At 68.3% G+C, this 17,693-nt stretch carries 14 protein-coding genes and 1 pseudogene; 6 read left to right on the forward strand and 9 right to left on the reverse strand.

The genetic code is table 11. The features are described from left to right. Window positions 1-665: 665 nt before the first annotated feature. A pseudogene (locus D7325_RS14415) lies at window positions 666-1,346 on the forward strand (SdiA-regulated domain-containing protein); the annotation flags it as partial. Window positions 1,347-1,350: 4 nt separating this feature from the next. Here D7325_RS14415 and D7325_RS14420 read toward each other — a convergent pair. The 6 genes from D7325_RS14420 to cra form a co-directional block, all read right to left on the reverse strand. After that, a complete protein-coding gene (locus D7325_RS14420; RefSeq protein ID WP_120996796.1) occupies window positions 1,351-1,800 on the reverse strand; it encodes a DMT family transporter in 450 nt (149 codons plus the stop codon). A 131-nt stretch (window positions 1,801-1,931) separates the two neighbouring features. After that, window positions 1,932-2,486, reverse strand: coding sequence for a DUF4136 domain-containing protein (locus D7325_RS14425; RefSeq protein ID WP_120996798.1), 555 nt, complete (start codon window positions 2,484-2,486; stop codon window positions 1,932-1,934). A 25-nt stretch (window positions 2,487-2,511) separates the two neighbouring features. Beyond that, entirely contained in the window at window positions 2,512-3,135 is a 624-nt protein-coding gene (locus D7325_RS14430; RefSeq protein WP_177431802.1) for a DUF4136 domain-containing protein, read from the reverse strand. 17 nt (window positions 3,136-3,152) lie between these two features. Continuing rightward, window positions 3,153-3,902 carry a methyltransferase domain-containing protein gene (locus D7325_RS14435; protein WP_120996800.1) on the reverse strand — a complete coding sequence of 250 codons (750 nt, stop codon included), beginning with the start codon at window positions 3,900-3,902 and terminating at the stop codon, window positions 3,153-3,155. Further along, on the reverse strand, window positions 3,899-4,204 hold the full coding sequence (locus D7325_RS14440) for a nucleotide pyrophosphohydrolase (protein ID WP_120996802.1): 306 nt from the start codon (window positions 4,202-4,204) through the stop codon (window positions 3,899-3,901). The genes D7325_RS14435 and D7325_RS14440 overlap by 4 nt, the downstream gene beginning before the upstream one ends. 38 nt (window positions 4,205-4,242) lie before the next feature. Next, complete coding sequence (gene cra / locus D7325_RS14445; RefSeq protein WP_120996804.1) at window positions 4,243-5,271, reverse strand: catabolite repressor/activator; 1,029 nt, start codon at window positions 5,269-5,271, stop codon at window positions 4,243-4,245. A gap of 177 nt (window positions 5,272-5,448) precedes the next feature. Here cra and ptsP point away from each other — a divergent pair, with 177 nt between their 5' ends. Genes ptsP through D7325_RS14460 form a run of 3 tightly spaced genes read left to right on the forward strand, consistent with a single transcriptional unit; the run spans window position 5,449 to window position 11,048 of the window. Further along, entirely contained in the window at window positions 5,449-8,337 is a 2,889-nt protein-coding gene (gene ptsP, locus D7325_RS14450) for a phosphoenolpyruvate--protein phosphotransferase (RefSeq protein ID WP_120996806.1), read from the forward strand. A gap of 3 nt (window positions 8,338-8,340) precedes the next feature. Next, complete coding sequence (pfkB, locus tag D7325_RS14455) at window positions 8,341-9,294, forward strand: 1-phosphofructokinase (protein WP_120996808.1); 954 nt, start codon at window positions 8,341-8,343, stop codon at window positions 9,292-9,294. Window positions 9,295-9,299: 5 nt separating this feature from the next. Next, window positions 9,300-11,048: a PTS fructose-like transporter subunit IIB gene (locus tag D7325_RS14460; RefSeq protein ID WP_120996810.1), complete on the forward strand. Its 1,749-nt coding sequence runs from the start codon at window positions 9,300-9,302 to the stop codon at window positions 11,046-11,048. Between the two features lie 492 nt (window positions 11,049-11,540). On the opposite strand, the gene D7325_RS14465 is transcribed toward D7325_RS14460, so the two are convergent. Next, window positions 11,541-12,008 (reverse strand): REP-associated tyrosine transposase, encoded by a 468-nt coding sequence (locus tag D7325_RS14465; protein ID WP_120996812.1) that lies wholly within the window; start codon window positions 12,006-12,008, stop codon window positions 11,541-11,543. Window positions 12,009-12,127: 119 nt separating this feature from the next. Beyond that, on the reverse strand, window positions 12,128-13,711 hold the full coding sequence (locus tag D7325_RS14470; protein ID WP_120996814.1) for a peptide chain release factor 3: 1,584 nt from the start codon (window positions 13,709-13,711) through the stop codon (window positions 12,128-12,130). Window positions 13,712-14,162: 451 nt separating this feature from the next. Here D7325_RS14470 and D7325_RS14475 point away from each other — a divergent pair, with 451 nt between their 5' ends. After that, a complete protein-coding gene (locus D7325_RS14475) occupies window positions 14,163-15,326 on the forward strand; it encodes a type III PLP-dependent enzyme (protein ID WP_120996816.1) in 1,164 nt (387 codons plus the stop codon). Between the two features lie 252 nt (window positions 15,327-15,578). Here the strand turns inward: D7325_RS14475 and D7325_RS14480 are convergent, their stop codons facing one another. Beyond that, the gene (locus tag D7325_RS14480; RefSeq protein WP_425452320.1) at window positions 15,579-16,268 is read right to left on the reverse strand and encodes an SIMPL domain-containing protein; all 690 of its coding nucleotides are present in this window, start codon (window positions 16,266-16,268) and stop codon (window positions 15,579-15,581) included. 156 nt (window positions 16,269-16,424) lie between these two features. Between D7325_RS14480 and D7325_RS14485 the strand changes: the two genes are divergently transcribed. Beyond that, on the forward strand, window positions 16,425-17,678 hold the full coding sequence (locus tag D7325_RS14485) for an ATP-binding protein (RefSeq protein ID WP_120996820.1): 1,254 nt from the start codon (window positions 16,425-16,427) through the stop codon (window positions 17,676-17,678). The last annotated feature ends 15 nt before the right edge of the window (window positions 17,679-17,693 follow it).

A 17,693-nucleotide genomic window follows, 5' to 3' on the forward strand; every position in this document is an offset into this window, starting at 1 on the left:
AAGCCCAAACCGTGGCGCTTACCTGTAGATGCCCGCTTGCGGGCGATCCGGTGGATCGCAGGGCTGTAACCCAGCCCCGATCGCCGGCAAGCCGGCTCCTACAGGGTCGGCGTGCGTGATTTCGGCCTGCCGGACGACAGGGTCGGCGGGGTGCGCGCTATCACGGCGATCCCGGCTCCGGGACGCCGGTCGCACCGCTCTACGGTTACGTCATCGCGGCGCCCGGTTTTTAGCATCGGGCGCACTGCTTTCTGTAGGAGCCCGCTTGCGGGCGATCAGACCACCCGGCGACGCCAAACCGTAGGGCGGATTCAGGAGCGCAGCGAACAATCCGCCGGCGCACCACCGATGCGAGGCTGGTGCATTGCTTCGCGAATGCACCCTACGGGACCAGCGGTCGCGCGCCGGTTCGCGAGCAAGCTCGCTCCTACGAAGAATCCCAAACCGTGGCGCTTACCTGTAGGAGCCCGCTTGCGGGCGATTCGGCGGATAGCAGGGCTGTACCCAGCCCCGATCGCCGGCAAGCCGGCTCCTACAGGGCCTGCGTGGGTGATTCGGTCTGCCGGACGGCAGGGTTCGGCGGGGTGCGTGCCATCACGGCGACCCCGGCTCTGGGGATGCGCGGTCATCCGATTGCAACCTGACGCCGCCATGCTGCCGCCACCGATGCCGACCGCAATCAGCTCTGGGCCGTGGTGAACAATCCTGAAACGCTGCTGGCGCTCTCGCCGGAGGGCGAGACGCTTGCCCGCTATCCGCTGGACGGTTTCACCGATGTCGAGGCCGTGGCCTATCTGGGTGACGACCGGCTGCTGCTGGTCGAGGAGCGCAGCCAGAAGCTGGTGGTCGTGCCGGTCCCGACGGCCGAGGCACCGCTGCGGGCCGAGGCGGCGGTCTTCTCGCTGGCGCTTGGACTGGCTGGCAACGCTGGCCTGGAGGGCGCCGATTACGACGCGGCGGGCGATCGGCTGTTCCTGGTCAAGGAGCACTCGCCGCGCCAGTTGCTGGAAGTGGCCGGCCTCAGGCGCAGCCTGACGACCGGCGCCACGGCGATCACCCTCACCGACCGCTCGGCCTGGCTCGATGACCATGACATGGCGCGCGATCTGTCGTCGGTTCATCACGACGCCGCGAGCGGCCACCTGCTTCTGCTCAGCGACGAGTCCCGGCTGATGATGGAGCTGGACGGCGAGGGTCGACTCGTCAGCTACCGCTCGCTCTGGGGCGGCTTTGCCGGCCTCGCCGATCGCGTGCCGCAAGCCGAAGGGCTGACGCTGGACGATCAGGGCCGGCTGTACGTGGTCAGCGAACCGAACCTGTTCTACCGGTTCGTCCGCGAGGACTGAGCGCTCAGCCGCGGCGAATCATCCACACGCCGCCGAAGATCAGCAGCAGCCCGGCGACCTTGCCGAGACTGATCGGTGACTGCCGAAAACCGGCCCAGCCGAAGTGATCCAGCACCGTGGCCGCCGACAGTTGACCGGCCAGCACCAGCGCCATGAACAGCAGCGCGCCGATACGCGGCCCGGCGAGCGTCGCGGTGAAGATAAAGAACGCGCCCAGAAAACCGCCAATCCAGTGCCACCAGTGCAGGCCGCGGAAGGCGCCGACCGCGGGCAGCTCCCGCTGCGCAGCGGTGACGGCGAACAGCAGCAGGGTGCCGACCGCGAAGGAAATCAGCGAGGCGGCCATGACGCTGGACAGGTGGCGGGCCAGCTGTCCGTTGATACCGGCCTGCAACGACAGGCAGGCGCCGGCAGCGAAGGGCAGGGCGAGCAGCCACCAGGGCATCGCGGGCATGGGGTTCTCCGTAGTCGGGATCGGGGAAAGGCGCGCAGTGTAGGCCACCCGGCCGTGGCGGGCGATGACCCGGCGCTGCGCGCTCGGCATCCCGACGCGGTCGGAGCGCCTGCGCCCCTACCGCCAGGTGCTCACTTCGGCGGGTACTGCGAAAGCACCTCGGCGACGGTCTGGTTGATCGCCTCGGCACGGGCACGCGGGCCGGGCCGATCGGCCGGCAGGATGCGGCTGGTGCTGCCGCGCCACACCAGCTTGCCGTCGCGGCTGTCGTACAGGTCGATCTGCAGCGTGCCGACCTGGTAGTCGAGCGTGCGCGACTCGACGATGCCGGGGCCGCCCCAGTAGCCGTACCAGGGGCCGATCATGCTGTTGTAGTGCGTCGTCACCTGCTGCTCGCGGTCGTCGACGATCATCCAGGTCTGCACCTCGAGATCGCCCTCGCTACCCGCCGGTGCCGGGCGCAGGCCGCGCTGGTCGAGCTGCTGGCTGACGGCGTCGCGGATGCGCTGCTCGGTCAGGTCGCTCTTGAGGCGCGGGTCGTCGGGCTGGTAGCGCACCGCCGGCTCACGCCAGCTCCATTGCCGGTAGCTGGAAAAGTCGCGGCTGGGGTCGAAGTCGCGTTCGACCTGGGTGGTTTGGCAGGCCGCCAGCAGGACGGCGAGACCGATCAGGGCAAGTCGCTTCATCGTCGGATTCCTCTCATGGCCTCGCTCAACGAGGCGGATAGCTGGACAGCGCCTTCTCGACGGCCTCGCGCAAGGCCTCCCGCTGCTCGGCCTGGCTGTCGCCGGCGCGCACTTCGGCGCCATTGCTCCAGACCTGCTGGCCGGTGGCGGCGTCGTAGAAATTCAGGCGCACCACGGCAACCTGTTCCTCGTACTGGCGCAGACGAGGCCTCGGGCTGCCCCACAAGCCGATGCTGGAATGCCCGCGTCCGTACCCGCCGTAGCCATAGCCGTAATCGCCGTACCCGCCGTAGTCGTCGTAGACCTGGCGGATGCGCGTCTCGGTGGCGAGCTGCGCGCTGACGGCGAGCCCCGCGTCGCGACCTTCGGGCGCGGGGCGCAAGCCGCGCTGGTCCAGTTCGCTGGCGACGATCTCCTGCACCGTGTTGGCGCTGATGGGGCCGGTGCCCGCTGGCGGGGTGCGCCAGGTCCAGTGTCGATAGCTTGAATAGTCGAGCGGCGCCGCCGGATAGGTCGTACTGACGGCTGGCGGATTTGCCGGGGCCGGCGGTAGCGGCGCCGACTGATCGGTATAAGGGTTGGCGCCCTGACAGCCGGCCAGCGCCCCGGCCATCAGCGCCGTCAACCCGTGTGCGCGACGAGGCAGCATGCGTCCTCCGAGCCGGCTCAGCGTGGCCGGCACAACCAATGCAGATAACGCCCGAGTCCGGCGAAGGCCGGGTGGCGACGGTACGCCAGCTCCATCTCCAGCAGATCGGCCGGCTCGGTGCGCGCCTGGAAGTCCGGCGGCATGTAGTCATGGAACACCCGAACCCCGCTGGTACGTTCGACCCGCCAGGCCGGGTCGAGTTGCGCCGCCAGCTCGCGCGGATCGAGCGGTTCCTGCGGTGTGAGGCTCTGTCGTTCGCCGGCCAGCCGGCCGCTGCGCAGCTTGCGGAAATGGCCCTTGAGCAGGTTGCGATAGACCAGCGCATCGCGGTTGTAGAAGGCCAGCGACAGCCAGCCGTCATCGGCGGTCGCGCGCCGCAAGAGCGACAGGATCGCCTGCGGCTCGGCCAGCCACTCGAGCACCGCGTGGCAGACCACCAGATCGAAGGTGCCCTCGAGCGCCTCGTCCAGTTCCTGCCAGGGCGCCTGAATGAAGGTCGCCTCGCAGCCGGCCTCGGCAAAGCGTTCGCGCGCGCCCTCGATCATCGGCACGGCGGGCTCGGTCAGGGTGACCCGGTGGCCCTGCTGCGCCAGCCACAGGCTCATGTGCCCGAGCCCGGCGCCGATGTCGAGCACCCGCAGTGGTCGGGCCGGCAGCACCTCGCTGAGATCGGCCTGCAACACGGCCAGGCGGATCGCCCCCTTGGCGCCGCCGTAGATCTTCTCGGCAAAGCGGGCCGCCAGCGCGTCGAAATGCCGGTCGCTCATCGGGCGAACCGCCGCTCGTTGTCGGCCAGCTTGGTGAGCAGCGCCTGTTCCATGTCGATGCCCAGCTCGCCGCATAGCAGCACCAGGTACATCAGGATGTCGCCAACCTCTTGCCCCGCATGCGCGAGCGCCTCGGCCGGCAGCCGGCGCGACTCGTCCTCGTTCAGCCACTGGAAGATTTCGACCAGCTCGGCCATCTCGACGCTGGCGGCCATCGCCAGGTTCTTCGGGCTGTGGAAGCGCTGCCAGTCGTTGCGGTCGCGGATGGCGTGAAGGCGGCGGGTGATGGCGTCGAGGTTCATGCGTGGCTCGCAAGGACGGGGAGGGCGGCTAGCTTCCGTCAGGACACCGATGTGGGCAAGCGTGCGGCCTCCGGCGCCAGCGCGGACTGCCGCCGCTTCAACAGACGCTCGATGGCCTCGATGCCGGGCCGGTACTCGCCCTGCTCGACCGCCGCCAGCGCCGCGTCGAGTACGCGCCGGGCGATCGCCTCGTGCTGCTGAGAGATGGCGTTGACGGGCACCGGCAGGAAGTCGAGCAACTGGGCGTCGCCAAAGGTCGCCAGTTGAAGCTCGTCCGGCCACAGCTGCGCGCGCTCGTGGAGGGCGTCGAAGACGCCTTCGAGCAGCACATAGGCGGTGGTGATCAGCGCATCCGGCAGCGGGGCGTCGAGCAGGGCCAGGGCTTGCTCGCGGCCGCAGGCACGGCTGAATTCGGCCGCTTGCAGGACGCTGACCCGCCCATCGAAACCTTCCAGTGCTTCGCGAAACCCTTGCTCGCGTGCCTGGCTGATGGGCAGCTCCGGCCGGGCGCTGATCAGGGCGATGTGGTTTGGCCGCCGGCCGAGCAGCGAGGCCGTCAGGGCGCGGCCGGCGGCGCGGTCGTCGCTGACCACCGAATGGAATGCCGCCGGATCGAGCGCCCGGTCCACCGCGACCACCGGCAGGCCGGCCTTGAGCAGGCGCTGGTAGGTGTCGTCGCCCATCGGCAGGCAACTGGCGACGATCAGCGCATCGCAGCGACGCGAGCGCAGGACCCGCAGCACCTGGCGTTCCGTGTCCGGGTCGTCGTCGGAGCTGGCGATCAGCAGCTGGTAGCCACGTTGCCGGGCCATCCGCTCCAGGCACTTGGCCAGGCGCGCGTAACTGGGGTTCTCCAGGTCCGGAACGATGAAGCCGAGGGTGCGCGACTGGCCGCGGCGCAGGCCGGCGGCCTGCTGGTCGGGCTGGTAGCCCTGCTGACGCACGATCTCCAGCACGCGATCGACGGTCGCCTGGCTGATGCGTCGTCGGGCCGCCTGACCGTTGACCACATAACTGGCGGTGGTAACGGAAACTCCGGCGAGCCGGGCGATGTCGGTCAGTTTCAAGGGTCGTCCTGCGAAGTCGCTGAGTCGTGGGGCTTCAAGAATCGCTCAGGATTGAGTACCGTGCCAGTCTTGGTGAAACGTTTCAGCAACGCTCCGGCGACAACAAGACACCCGGCGCCGACCCGCGAGGCCGCCAGGCCCGGCCCCGGTCGCGCCCGCCGGGCACAGGAGAATTCCATGCTCGAGTTGAATGCGCAGCACATCCGCATGCACCAGTCCGCCCCCGACAAGCCCGCCGCGCTCGAGCAGATTGCCCAGGCGCTGAGCGCCGACGGTCTGGTCGCAGCCGGTTACCTGGCCGGGCTTCAGGCACGGGAGGCGCAGGGCTCGACCTACCTCGGCCAGGGGATCGCCATCCCGCATGGCACGCCCGAGACGCGCGATCAGGTCCACAGCACTGGCGTGCGGCTGCTGCACGTCCCCGGCGGCGTCGACTGGGGCGACGGGCAGGTCGTCTACCTGGCGATCGGCATCGCCGCGCGCTCGGATGAACACCTGCGGCTGCTGCAATTGCTGACCCGCGCCTTGGGCGAGAGCGACCTCAGCCAGGCGCTGCGCGACGCACAGACCGCCGACCAGATCATCGACCTGCTCAAGGGCGCGCCGCAGGAACTGGCCCTCGATGGCCAGCTGGTCGCGCTGAACACTGAAGCCGAGGATTTCGACGAACTGGCCTGGCAGGGCGTGCGCCTGCTCAAGCGTGCCGACTGCGTGGCGCAGGGCTTCGGTCAGCAGCTCCCGATCGACGAGGCGCTGCCGCTGGGCCAGGGCCTGTGGTGGCTCAGCAGCGACCAGGCGGTGCAGCGACCGGGGCTGGCCTTCGTCACCCCGGCGCGTCCGCTGGTTCATCAGGATCAGCCCGTCGAGGGCCTGTTCTGCCTGGCCAGCCTCGGCGAAGCGCACCGGGCGATGCTCGAGCGGCTGTGCGATCTGCTCATCCAGGGCCGGGCCGGCGAGCTCAGCCAGGCGACCTCCAGTCGCGCGGTGGTTCAGGCGCTCGGCGGCCAGCTGCCGGTCGACTGGCCGAGCGCGCGCGTACCGTTGGCCAACGCACATGGGCTGCATGCTCGGCCGGCCAAGGTGCTGACGGAGTTGGCGCAGCAGTTCGATGGCGAGATCCGGCTGCGCATGGCCGATACCGATGCGCCGGGCGCCGATGCGCCGGGCGTGTCGGCCAAGAGCCTAAGCAAACTGCTGGCGCTGGGCGCCCAGCGTGGCCAGGTGCTGGAATTTCTCGCCGAGCCGGCGATCGCCGAGAGCGCCCTGCCGGCGCTCGTGGCGGCGGTACGTGACGGACTGGGCGAAGCGGTGGACCCGCTGCCCGAAGACAGTGGCGAGCCGCTGGCCGAGCAGCCGCCGGCCGCGCCGCTCGACTCGGCCGTGCGCCCGCCGGCGGCAGGCACGCGCCTGCAAGCCACCGCGGCCTCGCCCGGCATCGCCATCGGCCCGGCGCTGGTGCGCAAGCCGGTCGCCCTGCATTACCCGGAGCGTGGCGAGGCGCCGGACGTCGAGCTCAAGCGCCTGGATGCGGCGCTGGAGCAGGTCTTCCACGAGATCGGCGCGCTCATCGCCGAGGCGGAGATCGACAGCATCCGCGACATTTTCACCACCCACCAGGCCATGCTGCGCGACCCTGCTTTGCGCGAGGACGTCACCGTCCGTTTGCAGACCGGGGCGAGCGCCGAGGCGGCGTGGGCGGCGGAGGTCGAGGCGGCGGCCCGCCAGCAGGAGGCGCTGCATGACGCCTTGCTGGCCGAGCGCGCCGCGGACCTGCGCGATGTCGGCCGCCGGGTCCTGGCCTGCCTGGTCGGCGCCGAGTCCGAGCAGGCGCCGGACGAGCCCTACATCCTGGTGATGGACGAAGTCGCGCCGTCCGATGTCGCCACCCTCAACCGGCAGCGCGTCGCCGGCATCCTGACCGCACGCGGCGGGCCGACCTCGCACAGCGCGATCATCGCCCGCGCACTCGGCATCCCGGCCCTGGTCGGCGCGGGCGAGCAGGTGCTGGCGCTGGCTTCGCGCACGCCGTTGCTGCTCGACGGTGATCGCGGCGAGTTGCAGGTGTCGCCCGACGATGCGGCGCTCGAGCGGGCCCTGGCCCTGCGGACGCAGCGCGCCGAGCGCCAGCGGCTGGCCGATGAGTGCCGGCTCGAACCGGCGCGTACGCGCGACGGCCATCGTGTCGAGGTGGTCGCCAACATCGGCGCCAGCGGCGAGACCGCGGAGGCCGTCGAGCGGGGCGCCGAAGGCATCGGCCTGCTGCGCACCGAACTGGTGTTCATGGACCACGCGCAGGCCCCCGACCAATCCACCCAGGAAGCCGAATACCGGCGTGTACTCGATGCGCTCGAAGGTCGCCCGCTGGTGGTGCGCACGCTCGATGTCGGCGGCGACAAGCCACTGCCCTACCTGCCGATGCCGGCCGAAGAAAACCCCTTCCTCGGCGTGCGCGGCATTCGCCTGAGCCTGCAGCGTCCGGCCCTGCTGGAGACCCAGTTGCGGGCGCTGCTGGCCTCGGCCGGCACCCGCCCGTTGCGGATCATGTTCCCGATGGTCGGCACGGTGGAGGAGTGGCGCGAGGCCCGCGCCATGGTCGACCGGCTGCTGCCTGAGTACGCCGTGCCCGATCTGCAGGTCGGCATCATGGTCGAGGTGCCGAGCGCCGCGCTGCTGGCGCCGGTGCTGGCGGCCGAAGTCGACTTCTTCAGCGTCGGCACCAATGACCTGACCCAGTACACCCTGGCCATCGACCGCGGCCATCCGACGCTGTCCGCCCAGGCCGACGGGCTTCACCCGGCGGTGCTGCGGCTGATCCAGATGACCGTCGAGGCGGCGCACGCCCACGGCAAGTGGGTCGGCGTCTGTGGCGAGCTGGCGGCCGACGCCGCCGCGGTGCCATTGCTCGTCGGCCTGGGCGTCGATGAGCTGAGCGTCTCGGCGCGCAGCATTGCGCTGGTCAAGGCGCGGGTGCGCGAACTCGAACTGGCCCGGTGTCAGGTGCTGGCGCGCGAAGCGCTGTCGCTGGCCGGGCCGCGTGAAGTCCGCGCCCATGTGCTGGAGGGCTGAGGCATGGCGAAGATTCTGACCGTCACGCTCAACCCGGCACGGGATCTCACGGTGCGGCTGCCGGCGTTGCGGCCGGGCGAGGTGAACCGCGGCGAGGCGCTGCACGTGCAGGCGGCCGGCAAGGGGCTGAACGTGGCCCAGGTGCTGGCCGATCTTGGGCATGCGCTGACCGTGACGGGCTTTCTCGGGGCCGACAACCCGCAGCCCTTCGAGGCGCTGTTCGCCGCGCGCGGGTTCGACGACCGCTTCATCCGCGTGCCTGGGCAGACGCGCAGCAACCTCAAGCTCGCCGAGGCCGACGGGCGCGTCACCGATATCAACGGGCCGGGCCTGATGATCGATCCGGCCGCCTGCGACGCCCTGCTGGCGCGGCTCGATGCCACCGTGCCCGGCCACGCCGCGGTGGTGGTCGCCGGCAGCCTGCCGCGCGGGATCGACCACCTGTGGTTCGGCCACCTGCTGGGGCGCATCGCGCGTCACGGCGTGCCCGTCGCACTGGATACCAGCGGCCCGGCGCTGGCCGCGGGGTTGCGCACGCGGCCGTGGCTCGCCAAGCCCAATCTCGACGAGTTGGCCGAGGTGTCGGGCCGGGCGCTCGATGACGAGGCGGTGCTGGCCGACGAGGCGGGCCGGCTGCTCGCCGCCGGCGTGACGCACCTGGTGGTGTCGCGCGGTGCCGACGGCGTCAGCTGGTTCGGCGCCGAAGGTCAGTGGCGTTCGACGCCCCCGCGGGTGCAGGTCGTCAGCACGGTCGGTGCCGGGGATTCGCTGCTCGCCGGCATGCTGCACGGCCTGCTCGAAGGCTGGCCGCCCGAACGCACGCTGCGACAGGCCACCGCCATCGCCGCGCAGGCCGTTGCGCAGATCGACTTCGGCATCACCGATCGCGCCGGCCTCGCCGACCTCGACGCCGCCACCGCCGTGCAGGCGCTTGGCCCGAACAAGAACAAGGGATAACCGACATGAACCTTCTTATCGTGACCGCCTGCCCCAACGGCATGGTGACCAGCGTACTGACCTCCCGGTTGCTGGAGGCGGCGGCGCATCGGCTCGGCTGGTCGATGCGCGTCGAAGTGCACGACCCGCAGGCGATCGGCTCGCCGCTCAGCGAGCGCGACATTGCCGAGGCGGAGCTGGTGGTGGTGGTCAAGACCGGCCCGCTCGCGTTGGATCGCTTCGTCGGCAAACGCCTGGTCCAGTCGACGCCGGCGCAGGCCCTGCGTGACCCGGAGGCCTTCCTGCGCGAGGCGCAACAGACGGCCGAGCCCTACGCCGGCGCCGTTGATGCCCCGGTTGCCACCGCGCCCGCTGACAAACCCAGACTAGTGGCCGTCACGGCCTGCCCGACGGGCGTCGCCCACACCTTCATGGCCGCGGAGGCCTTGCAGCAGGCGGCGATCAAGCTCGGCTACGACCTCAAGGTGGAAACCCGCGGCTCGGTCGGCGCGCGCAATCAGCTCGACGCCCAAGCCATCGCCGAGGCGGACGCCGTGCTGCTGGCCACCGACATCGAGGTCGACGTGACGCCCTTTGCCGGCAAGCGGGTCTATCGCTGCGGTACCGGTGTCGCGCTGAAGCAGCCGGAGGCGACGCTCAAGCGAACCCTGGAGGAGGCCGCCGTTCTCGCGGGCGCCGGCGCTCCGGCCAACAGCGAGCGCAAGCCGGAGAAAACCGGCGTCTACAAGCACCTGCTGACGGGCGTGTCCTACATGCTGCCGATGGTGGTGGCGGGCGGCTTGCTGATCGCGCTGTCGTTCGTCTTCGGCATCGAGGCGTTCAAGGAAGAAGGCACGCTGGCAGCCGCCTTGATGATGATCGGCGGCGAGACGGCCTTCAAACTGATGGTGCCGCTGCTGGCCGGTTACATCGCCTATTCCATCGCCGACCGACCGGGACTGGCGCCCGGCATGATCGGCGGGCTGTTGGCCGGCACGCTCGGGGCCGGCTTCATCGGCGGCATCATCGCGGGCTTTCTGGCGGGCTACTCGGCGCTGGCCGTGGTGCGCTGGGTCAAGCTGCCGGCCAGCGTCGAGTCGCTCAAGCCGATCCTGATCATTCCGCTGCTCGCCAGTCTGTTCACCGGACTGGTGATGATCTACGTCGTCGGCGCGCCGGTGGCGCAGATGCTGGCGGGTCTCACGACATTCCTCGACACCATGGGCACCTCGAATGCCATCCTCCTCGGGCTGCTGCTCGGCGCGATGATGTGCATCGACCTCGGCGGCCCGGTCAACAAGGCCGCCTATGCGTTCTCGGTGGGCCTGCTGGCGTCGCAAAGCTACGCGCCGATGGCCGCGACCATGGCCGCCGGCATGGTGCCGCCGATCGGCATGGGCATCGCCAGCCTGCTCGCTCGCCGCAAGTTCGCCCAGAGCGAGCGCGAGGCCGGCAAGGCGGCGCTGGTGCTGGGCTGCTGCTTCATCTCCGAAGGTGCCATCCCGTTCGCGGCGAAGGACCCGCTGCGGGTGATTCCGGCCAGCATCGCCGGCGGCGCGCTCACCGGTGCGCTGTCGATGGCCTTCGGCGCCAAGCTCCTCGCGCCGCACGGCGGGCTGTTCGTGCTGCTGATCCCCAACGCGATCAACCACGCATTGCTCTACCTGCTGGCCATCGCCGCGGGGAGTCTGCTGACCGGCGTGATCTACGCCATGATCAAGCGAAACGAGGCCGACCCGCTGGCAGTCGGGGCGGCGCAGGGTGGGTCGGTGTAGGCGCCTCGTGCATCGGCGTGGCCTTTGATCGCCCGCAAGCGGGCTCCTACAGGGAGTGTGGCTGGGTCCGGTGCGGTGGGCAGGGCGGTTTTTGTAGGAGCCGGCTTGCCGGCGATGGGCCCCGGCCCGCTCGCCGAACGTTCGTGCCGGTTTGGCCTTTGATCGCCCGCAAGCGGGCTCCTACAAAGGCGCGGGAATGACAGGTGTTTGTGCGGGGGCCTGCTGAGCGGCGTGTGTGTTATCGGTGGGCAGGGCGGTTTTTGTAAGAGCCGGCTTGCCGGCGATGGGCTCGGCCCGCTCGCCGAACGTTCGTGCCGGTTTGGCCGTTGATCGCCCGCAAGCGGGCTCTTACAAGGTGCGCGGGAATGGCTGGTCTTTGTGCGGGGGCCTGCTGAGCGGCGTGTGTGTTATCGGTGGGCAGGGCGGTTTTTGTAGGAGCCGGCTTGCCGGCGATGGGGCCTCGCCGCGCGCCCGGACGCGCATCCATCTGGTTCAGAGCCAGGCCGCATCCCACCAGGGGTAGTCGCCAATACGGTTGACCAGGCCGGCGCGTAGGGGGTTGGCTACGATGTAGCGGGCAACCGTAAGCACGTCTTCATCGTGGCGTAGCGCGCGATCGTGAAATCCCTTCTGCCAGACCCGGCCGCTGGTGCCGTGGATTCGATTGATTGCGATGGCGCTACGCGATTTGAGCTGTAGCACCAGTCTGGACAGCGGCATGTTGTCCAGTTGTACCAGCCAATGCAGATGGTCGGGCATCACGACCCAGGCGAGGGAAAGGCCGGCGCGTTGCTCATGCAAGCGACGCATTTCTGCGATAAGCGAGCGCGCCAGGCGCCCGTCATGAAACAGCGGCCGGCGATGCTGTGTCACAGCGGTCAGCAGATAGGTGCGGCCGGGTTCGGAGAACCGGCCGGCGCGCAGGGCGCGACCGTGGTGGGCGATAGTGCTGGCATCCATTCCAGTTCTCGCGGCAGGGGGATGGCGTAGGAGCCCGCTTGCGGGCGATCGCTTTTTTGGCGCAGTGCACAATCGCCCGCAAGCGGGCTCCTACGAAAGCGAACCGGGACCCCGCCTGCTTAATGCGTCTCGCGCGTCGCCCGGAATTTCACCTCGGGCCAGCGCTCTTCCATCAGGCTGAGGTTGACCCGCGTCGGGGCCAGGTAGGTGAGGTGGCCGCCGCCGTCCACGGCGAGGTTTTCGTAGGCCTTGTCCTTGAATTCCTTGAGTTTCTTTTCGTCGCTGCACTCGATCCAGCGGGCCGACCAGACGTTGATCGCCTCGTAGGCGCACTCGACCTTGTATTCCTCTTTCAGCCGGCTGGCGACGACGTCGAACTGCAGCACCCCGACCGCGCCGAGGATGATGTCGTTGTTGCGCTCGGGGAAGAACACCTGGGTCGCGCCTTCCTCGGCCAGTTCCTGCAGGCCCTGGCGCAGCTGCTTGGACTTGAGCGGGTCCTTCAGGCGCACGCGGCGGAACAGCTCCGGTGCGAAGTGCGGAATGCCGGTGAAGCCCAGCGTTTCCCCTTCGGTGAAGGTGTCCCCGATCTGGATGGTGCCGTGGTTGTGCAGGCCGATGATGTCGCCGGCCCAGGCTTCTTCGAGCATTTCGCGTTCGCTGGAGAAGAAGGTCAGGGCGTCGGCGATCTTCAGGTCTTTCTTCGTGCGCACATGGCGCAGTTTCATGCCCTTTTCGTACTTGCCCGAGCAGATGCGCATGAAGGCGATGCGGTCGCGGTGTTTCGGGTCCATGTTCGCCTGGATCTTGAACACGAAGCCGGTGAACTTCTCCTCGGTGGGCTCGACGCTGCGCTCGTTGGCGACCCGCGAGAGCGGCCGCGGGGCCCAGTCGGCAATCGCATCGAGCACGTGGTCGACGCCGAAGTTGCCGAGCGCGGTGCCGAAGAACACCGGGGTCATTTCGCCGTTGAGGAAGGCGTCCTTGTCGAATGCGTGGCAGGCGCCCTGGACCAGCTCCAGCTCATCGACGAAGCGGTCGTACAGGTCGCCCAGGTGCGTGCGGGCTTCGTCAGAATCGAGCTTTTCGATCACCTTGGTCGCGATGCGCTCGTGACCGTGGCCGGGGGTGTAGACGTAAATCCTGTCGTCGGCGAGGTGGTACACGCCCTTGAAGTCGCGGTACGAGCCGATCGGCCAGGTGATGGGCGCGGCCTTGATCTTGAGCACCGCCTCGATCTCGTCGAGCAGCTCGATGGGGTCGCGGATGTCGCGGTCGAGCTTGTTGATGAAGCTCACGATGGGCGTGTCGCGCAGGCGGCAGACGTCCATCAGGGCGATGGTCCGCGGCTCGACGCCCTTGCCGCCGTCGAGCACCATCAGTGCGCTGTCCACGGCGGTCAGGGTGCGGTAGGTGTCTTCCGAGAAGTCTTCGTGGCCGGGGGTGTCGAGCAGGTTGATCATGTGCTCGCGGTAGGGGAACTGCATCACCGAGGTGGTGATGGAGATGCCGCGCTGCTTTTCCATTTCCATCCAGTCGGAGGTGGCATGACGGTCGGATTTGCGCGACTTGACCGTGCCGGCCACGGCGATCGCCTGGCCCATCAGCAGCAGTTTCTCGGTGATGGTGGTCTTGCCCGCGTCGGGGTGGGAAATGATGGCGAACGTGCGGCGTTTCGCGACTTCGGCGGCCTGGGTGGTCATGGCGGTCCCGGTTGGAATGCGTGTCGGAAAAAAGCCGGCGATTATAGAGCAAAGCCCCCCGGCCCGTCCCCGACGGCCGAAGGGCGGCGGGTGCCGGCGGGCGGACCACCGGAACATCAGGCGGTCATCTCGGTCGGTTACAACAGAAGGGGTTCGCTCGTCCCGCGAAATTGCAGGCGTTGTCCTGGATTCAATTGATCTCAGGGGGCGGTGGCTCTAAAGTTCGCGCCCGAACGTCCATGCTGGAAACGATCCATCCGGCTCAAGTACTGACGACGAGAGGTTGCCGGTTTTCGAACCTGAAGAGCGTGGCTCGCAGGGTTCGCCGGGGCCGGTGATGCTCGGCGACGTGCCTTGGGAAGTAGGCGAACCAAAATGGGGAAACTGTCAGACGTTCGCGGCCTCGCGCCACCCCGTGCTCACTCTTCCGTTCCGCCAACTGGAGCCTTGCATGTCGATCAAGATCGAAGACTACTACCCGCGCGAAACCTTCCAGAAGATGAAGGCGTTCGCCGATGAGCGTGAAACCCCGTTCGTCGTCATCGACACGAAGATCATCAGCGATTCGTACGACCAGCTCGTCGGCAACTTCCCGTTCGCCAAGATCTACTACGCCGTCAAGGCCAACCCGGCCACCGAGATCACCGAGCTTTTGCGCGACAAGGGCTCGAACTTCGATATCGCCTCGATCTACGAGCTGGACAAGGTGATGGCCACCGGTGTCGGCCCGGAGCGCATCAGCTACGGCAACACCATCAAGAAATCCAAGGACATCCGCTACTTCTACGAGAAGGGCGTGCGCATGTTCGCCACCGACTCCGAAGCCGACCTGCGCAACATCGCCAAGGCCGCGCCGGGCTCGAAGGTCTACGTGCGGATCCTCACCGAGGGTTCCAACACCGCCGATTGGCCGCTGTCGCGCAAGTTCGGCTGCCAGACCGATATGGCGCTGGACCTCTTGATCCTCGCCAAGCAGTTGGGCCTGGAGCCTTACGGCGTGTCCTTTCACGTGGGTTCGCAGCAGCGCGACATCGACGTCTGGGACGCCGCCATCGCCAAGGTCAAGGTGATCTTCGAGCGCCTGAAGGAAGAGGACGGCATCGTCCTGAAGATGATCAACATGGGCGGCGGCTTCCCGGCCAACTACATTGCCAAGACCAATGACCTGACCACCTACGCCGACGAGATCATCCGCTTCCTGAAGGACGACTTCGGCGACGAGCTGCCCGAGATCATCCTCGAGCCTGGCCGCTCGCTGATCGCCAACGCCGGCGTGCTGGTCTCCGAAGTGGTGCTGGTGTCGCGCAAGTCGCGCACCGCGGTCGAGCGCTGGGTGTTCACCGACGTGGGCAAGTTCAGCGGCCTGATCGAAACCATGGACGAGTCCATCAAGTTTCCGATCTGGACCGAGAAGAAAGGCGAGATGGAGGAAGTGGTCATCGCCGGCCCGACCTGTGACAGCGCCGACATCATGTACGAGCACTACAAGTACGGCCTGCCCTTGAACCTGGCCAGCGGCGACCGCCTGTACTGGTTCTCCACGGGCGCCTATACCACCAGCTACAGCGCGGTGGAATTCAACGGCTTCCCGCCGCTGAAGGCGTACTACATCTAAGGCCGATAGGCTGCAAGGAAAGCCCCGCTTCGCAGGCTGTGTGAAACCTACTGTGCTCGGTTAGGCCGCGCCGAGACAGGCTTGGACGCGAGCGCAGTTCGCTTCCAGGCCTGCTTGCGAGGACGTGCAGTCCTTGCCTGGCCGTTGCTCGCTACGTTTCTGCGCAGCCTGATCGGCGGAGTTTTTCGTTTCAGGGCTGGGCTTGGCGCCTCCCTGGACGCGGTGCCCGGCGGAACCGGGCACCGGCGGCGGTCACGGCATCTGGACTTCGATGACGCCGTCGGCATTGAGGGTGATGGTCTGGGTGCCGGCTTCTATTTCCGGTACCGGTGCGGCTTCCATCAGGGACTTCATGGCATAGCCGCGGTTGACCGGATGCATGCCGCCTTCGCTGCCCAGGTTCAGGCTGACCAGCTTGTAGCCGCTACCGCCGAGGGCCTCGGTCGCCAGTTGCGCGCGGGCGCGGAAGGCCGCCACGGCATCCTTCATCAGGGCTTCTTCGTTCTGCTTGCGGATGGCCTCGGAGACGCTGAAGTGCATCTCGCCCATCTTCAGCGTTTTCAGCAACTCGGCGGTCAGGGTGGAGAGGGCGGCGAAATCGGTGCTTTCCAGGCGGATTTCGGCGCGCTCGCGCCAGGCGACGATGCGCTCGCCGTCTTCGCCGTAGACCGGGTAGCTGTGGCGGCTGCCAAGGCTGACCGTGACGCCTTTCTGGGCGCGGGCCTTCTGCAAGGCCGCGTTCAGCGTCTGCGTGGTCTGCGCGGCGAGCTGGGCCGGATCCTCCTGCTGCGCTTCACTGTAGAGGGTGACGTGCATGCGGTCCTGGACGACTTCGGTGCTGGCATCGGCGTGCAGAGACACCTGGTTGTAGCGCAGCGCATCGTCCGCCATGGCGGCGGTTCCGGCGATCGAAAGGGCCAGCCCGAGCAGGCAGCTGGGCAACAGGCGGTATGAAAGCATGGTCGAATCCTTTGCTGGTCGTGAACGGGCGCGAGCCCTCGGCGGCATGCCGGAGCCGTCTTTCTCTGCGTCCCGTTGCCACATGTCAATAGGGTCCGGGGCGCCTTGGTTATACTCGCCGAACCATTTGGAGCCCCCATGTACGCACCTGTCCAGCTGCTGTCGGCGAGTCGTCAGAACCTGCGTCGCCTGACGCTCATTCGCATTCTCGTGCTGGCGGCGCAGGCCGGCTCGGTCGGGCTGGCCTATGCGACGCACCTGTTGCCGCTGCCCTGGCTTGCGCTCTGCGTCACCCTCGCCGTGTCCGGCGCGCTGTGCCTGGCGACCGCGCTGCGCCTGCGCGGCCCGTGGCCCGTCACCGAACTGGAATACGCCGCGCACCTGGCCGTCGACCTGATCGTGCACAGCGTGCTGCTGTACTACACCGGCGGATCGACCAACCCGTTCGTGTCCTACTACCTGGTGCCGCTGACCATCGCCGCGGCAACCCTGCCCTGGCTGTACTCGGTGGTGCTGAGCGGGTTGGCGCTGGCGGGCTACACGCTCCTGCTGTTCCTCTACGACCCGCTGTTCCTGCCCGGCTCCTACCGCGCGACCTTGCAGATCTACGGCATGTGGCTGAGCTTCGCGCTGGCCGCCGGGCTGATCACCTTCTTCGTCGCGCGCATGGCCGAAGAGCTGCGCCGACAGGAGCAGTTCCAGGCCCAGCGCCGCGAGGAGAGCATGCGCGACCAGCAGTTGCTGGCGGTCGCGACCCAGGCGGCCGGCGCCGCCCATGAGCTCGGCACACCCCTGGCGACCATGAGCGTGCTGCTCAAGGAGCTGCGCCAGACGCACCAGGATCCGCACCTGCTCGAAGACCTCGGCCTGCTGCAATCGCAGGTCCAGCTGTGCAAGGAGAGCCTGCAACACCTGGTCCGCGCGGCCGAGGCGGATCGACGCCAGGCGATTCTCGAGCAGACGGCCCGCGAATGGGTCGAATCGGTGCTCAAGCGCTGGCACCTCATGCGGCCCGAGGCGACCTATCGCTTCGAGTGCCAGGGGCGCGGCAGCGCGCCGCGCATGATGCCGCCGGCCGACCTCAGCCAGTCCCTGCTGAACCTGCTCAACAACGCCACGGACGCCTCGCCTGACAACCTGAACATCCGCCTGGAGTGGGACGCGCAGTGGATCACTGTCACCATCCGCGACAATGGCCCCGGCGTGCCGCTGGCGATTGCCGAGCAGATCGGGCGGCCGTTCTTCACGACCAAGGGCAAGGGATTCGGCCTGGGCCTGTTCCTCAGCCAGGCGAGCGTGACCCGCGCCGGCGGCACCGTTAAGTTGTACAACCACGAGGATGGCGGCACGCTGACCGAGCTGCGGCTTCCCCACGGGGCCACGCGTCCCTGATCGATACGCGAGGAG

It is taken from the genome of Stutzerimonas urumqiensis, from assembly GCF_003640395.1.
In the GTDB taxonomy this organism is placed as follows: domain Bacteria; phylum Pseudomonadota; class Gammaproteobacteria; order Pseudomonadales; family Pseudomonadaceae; genus Stutzerimonas; species Stutzerimonas urumqiensis.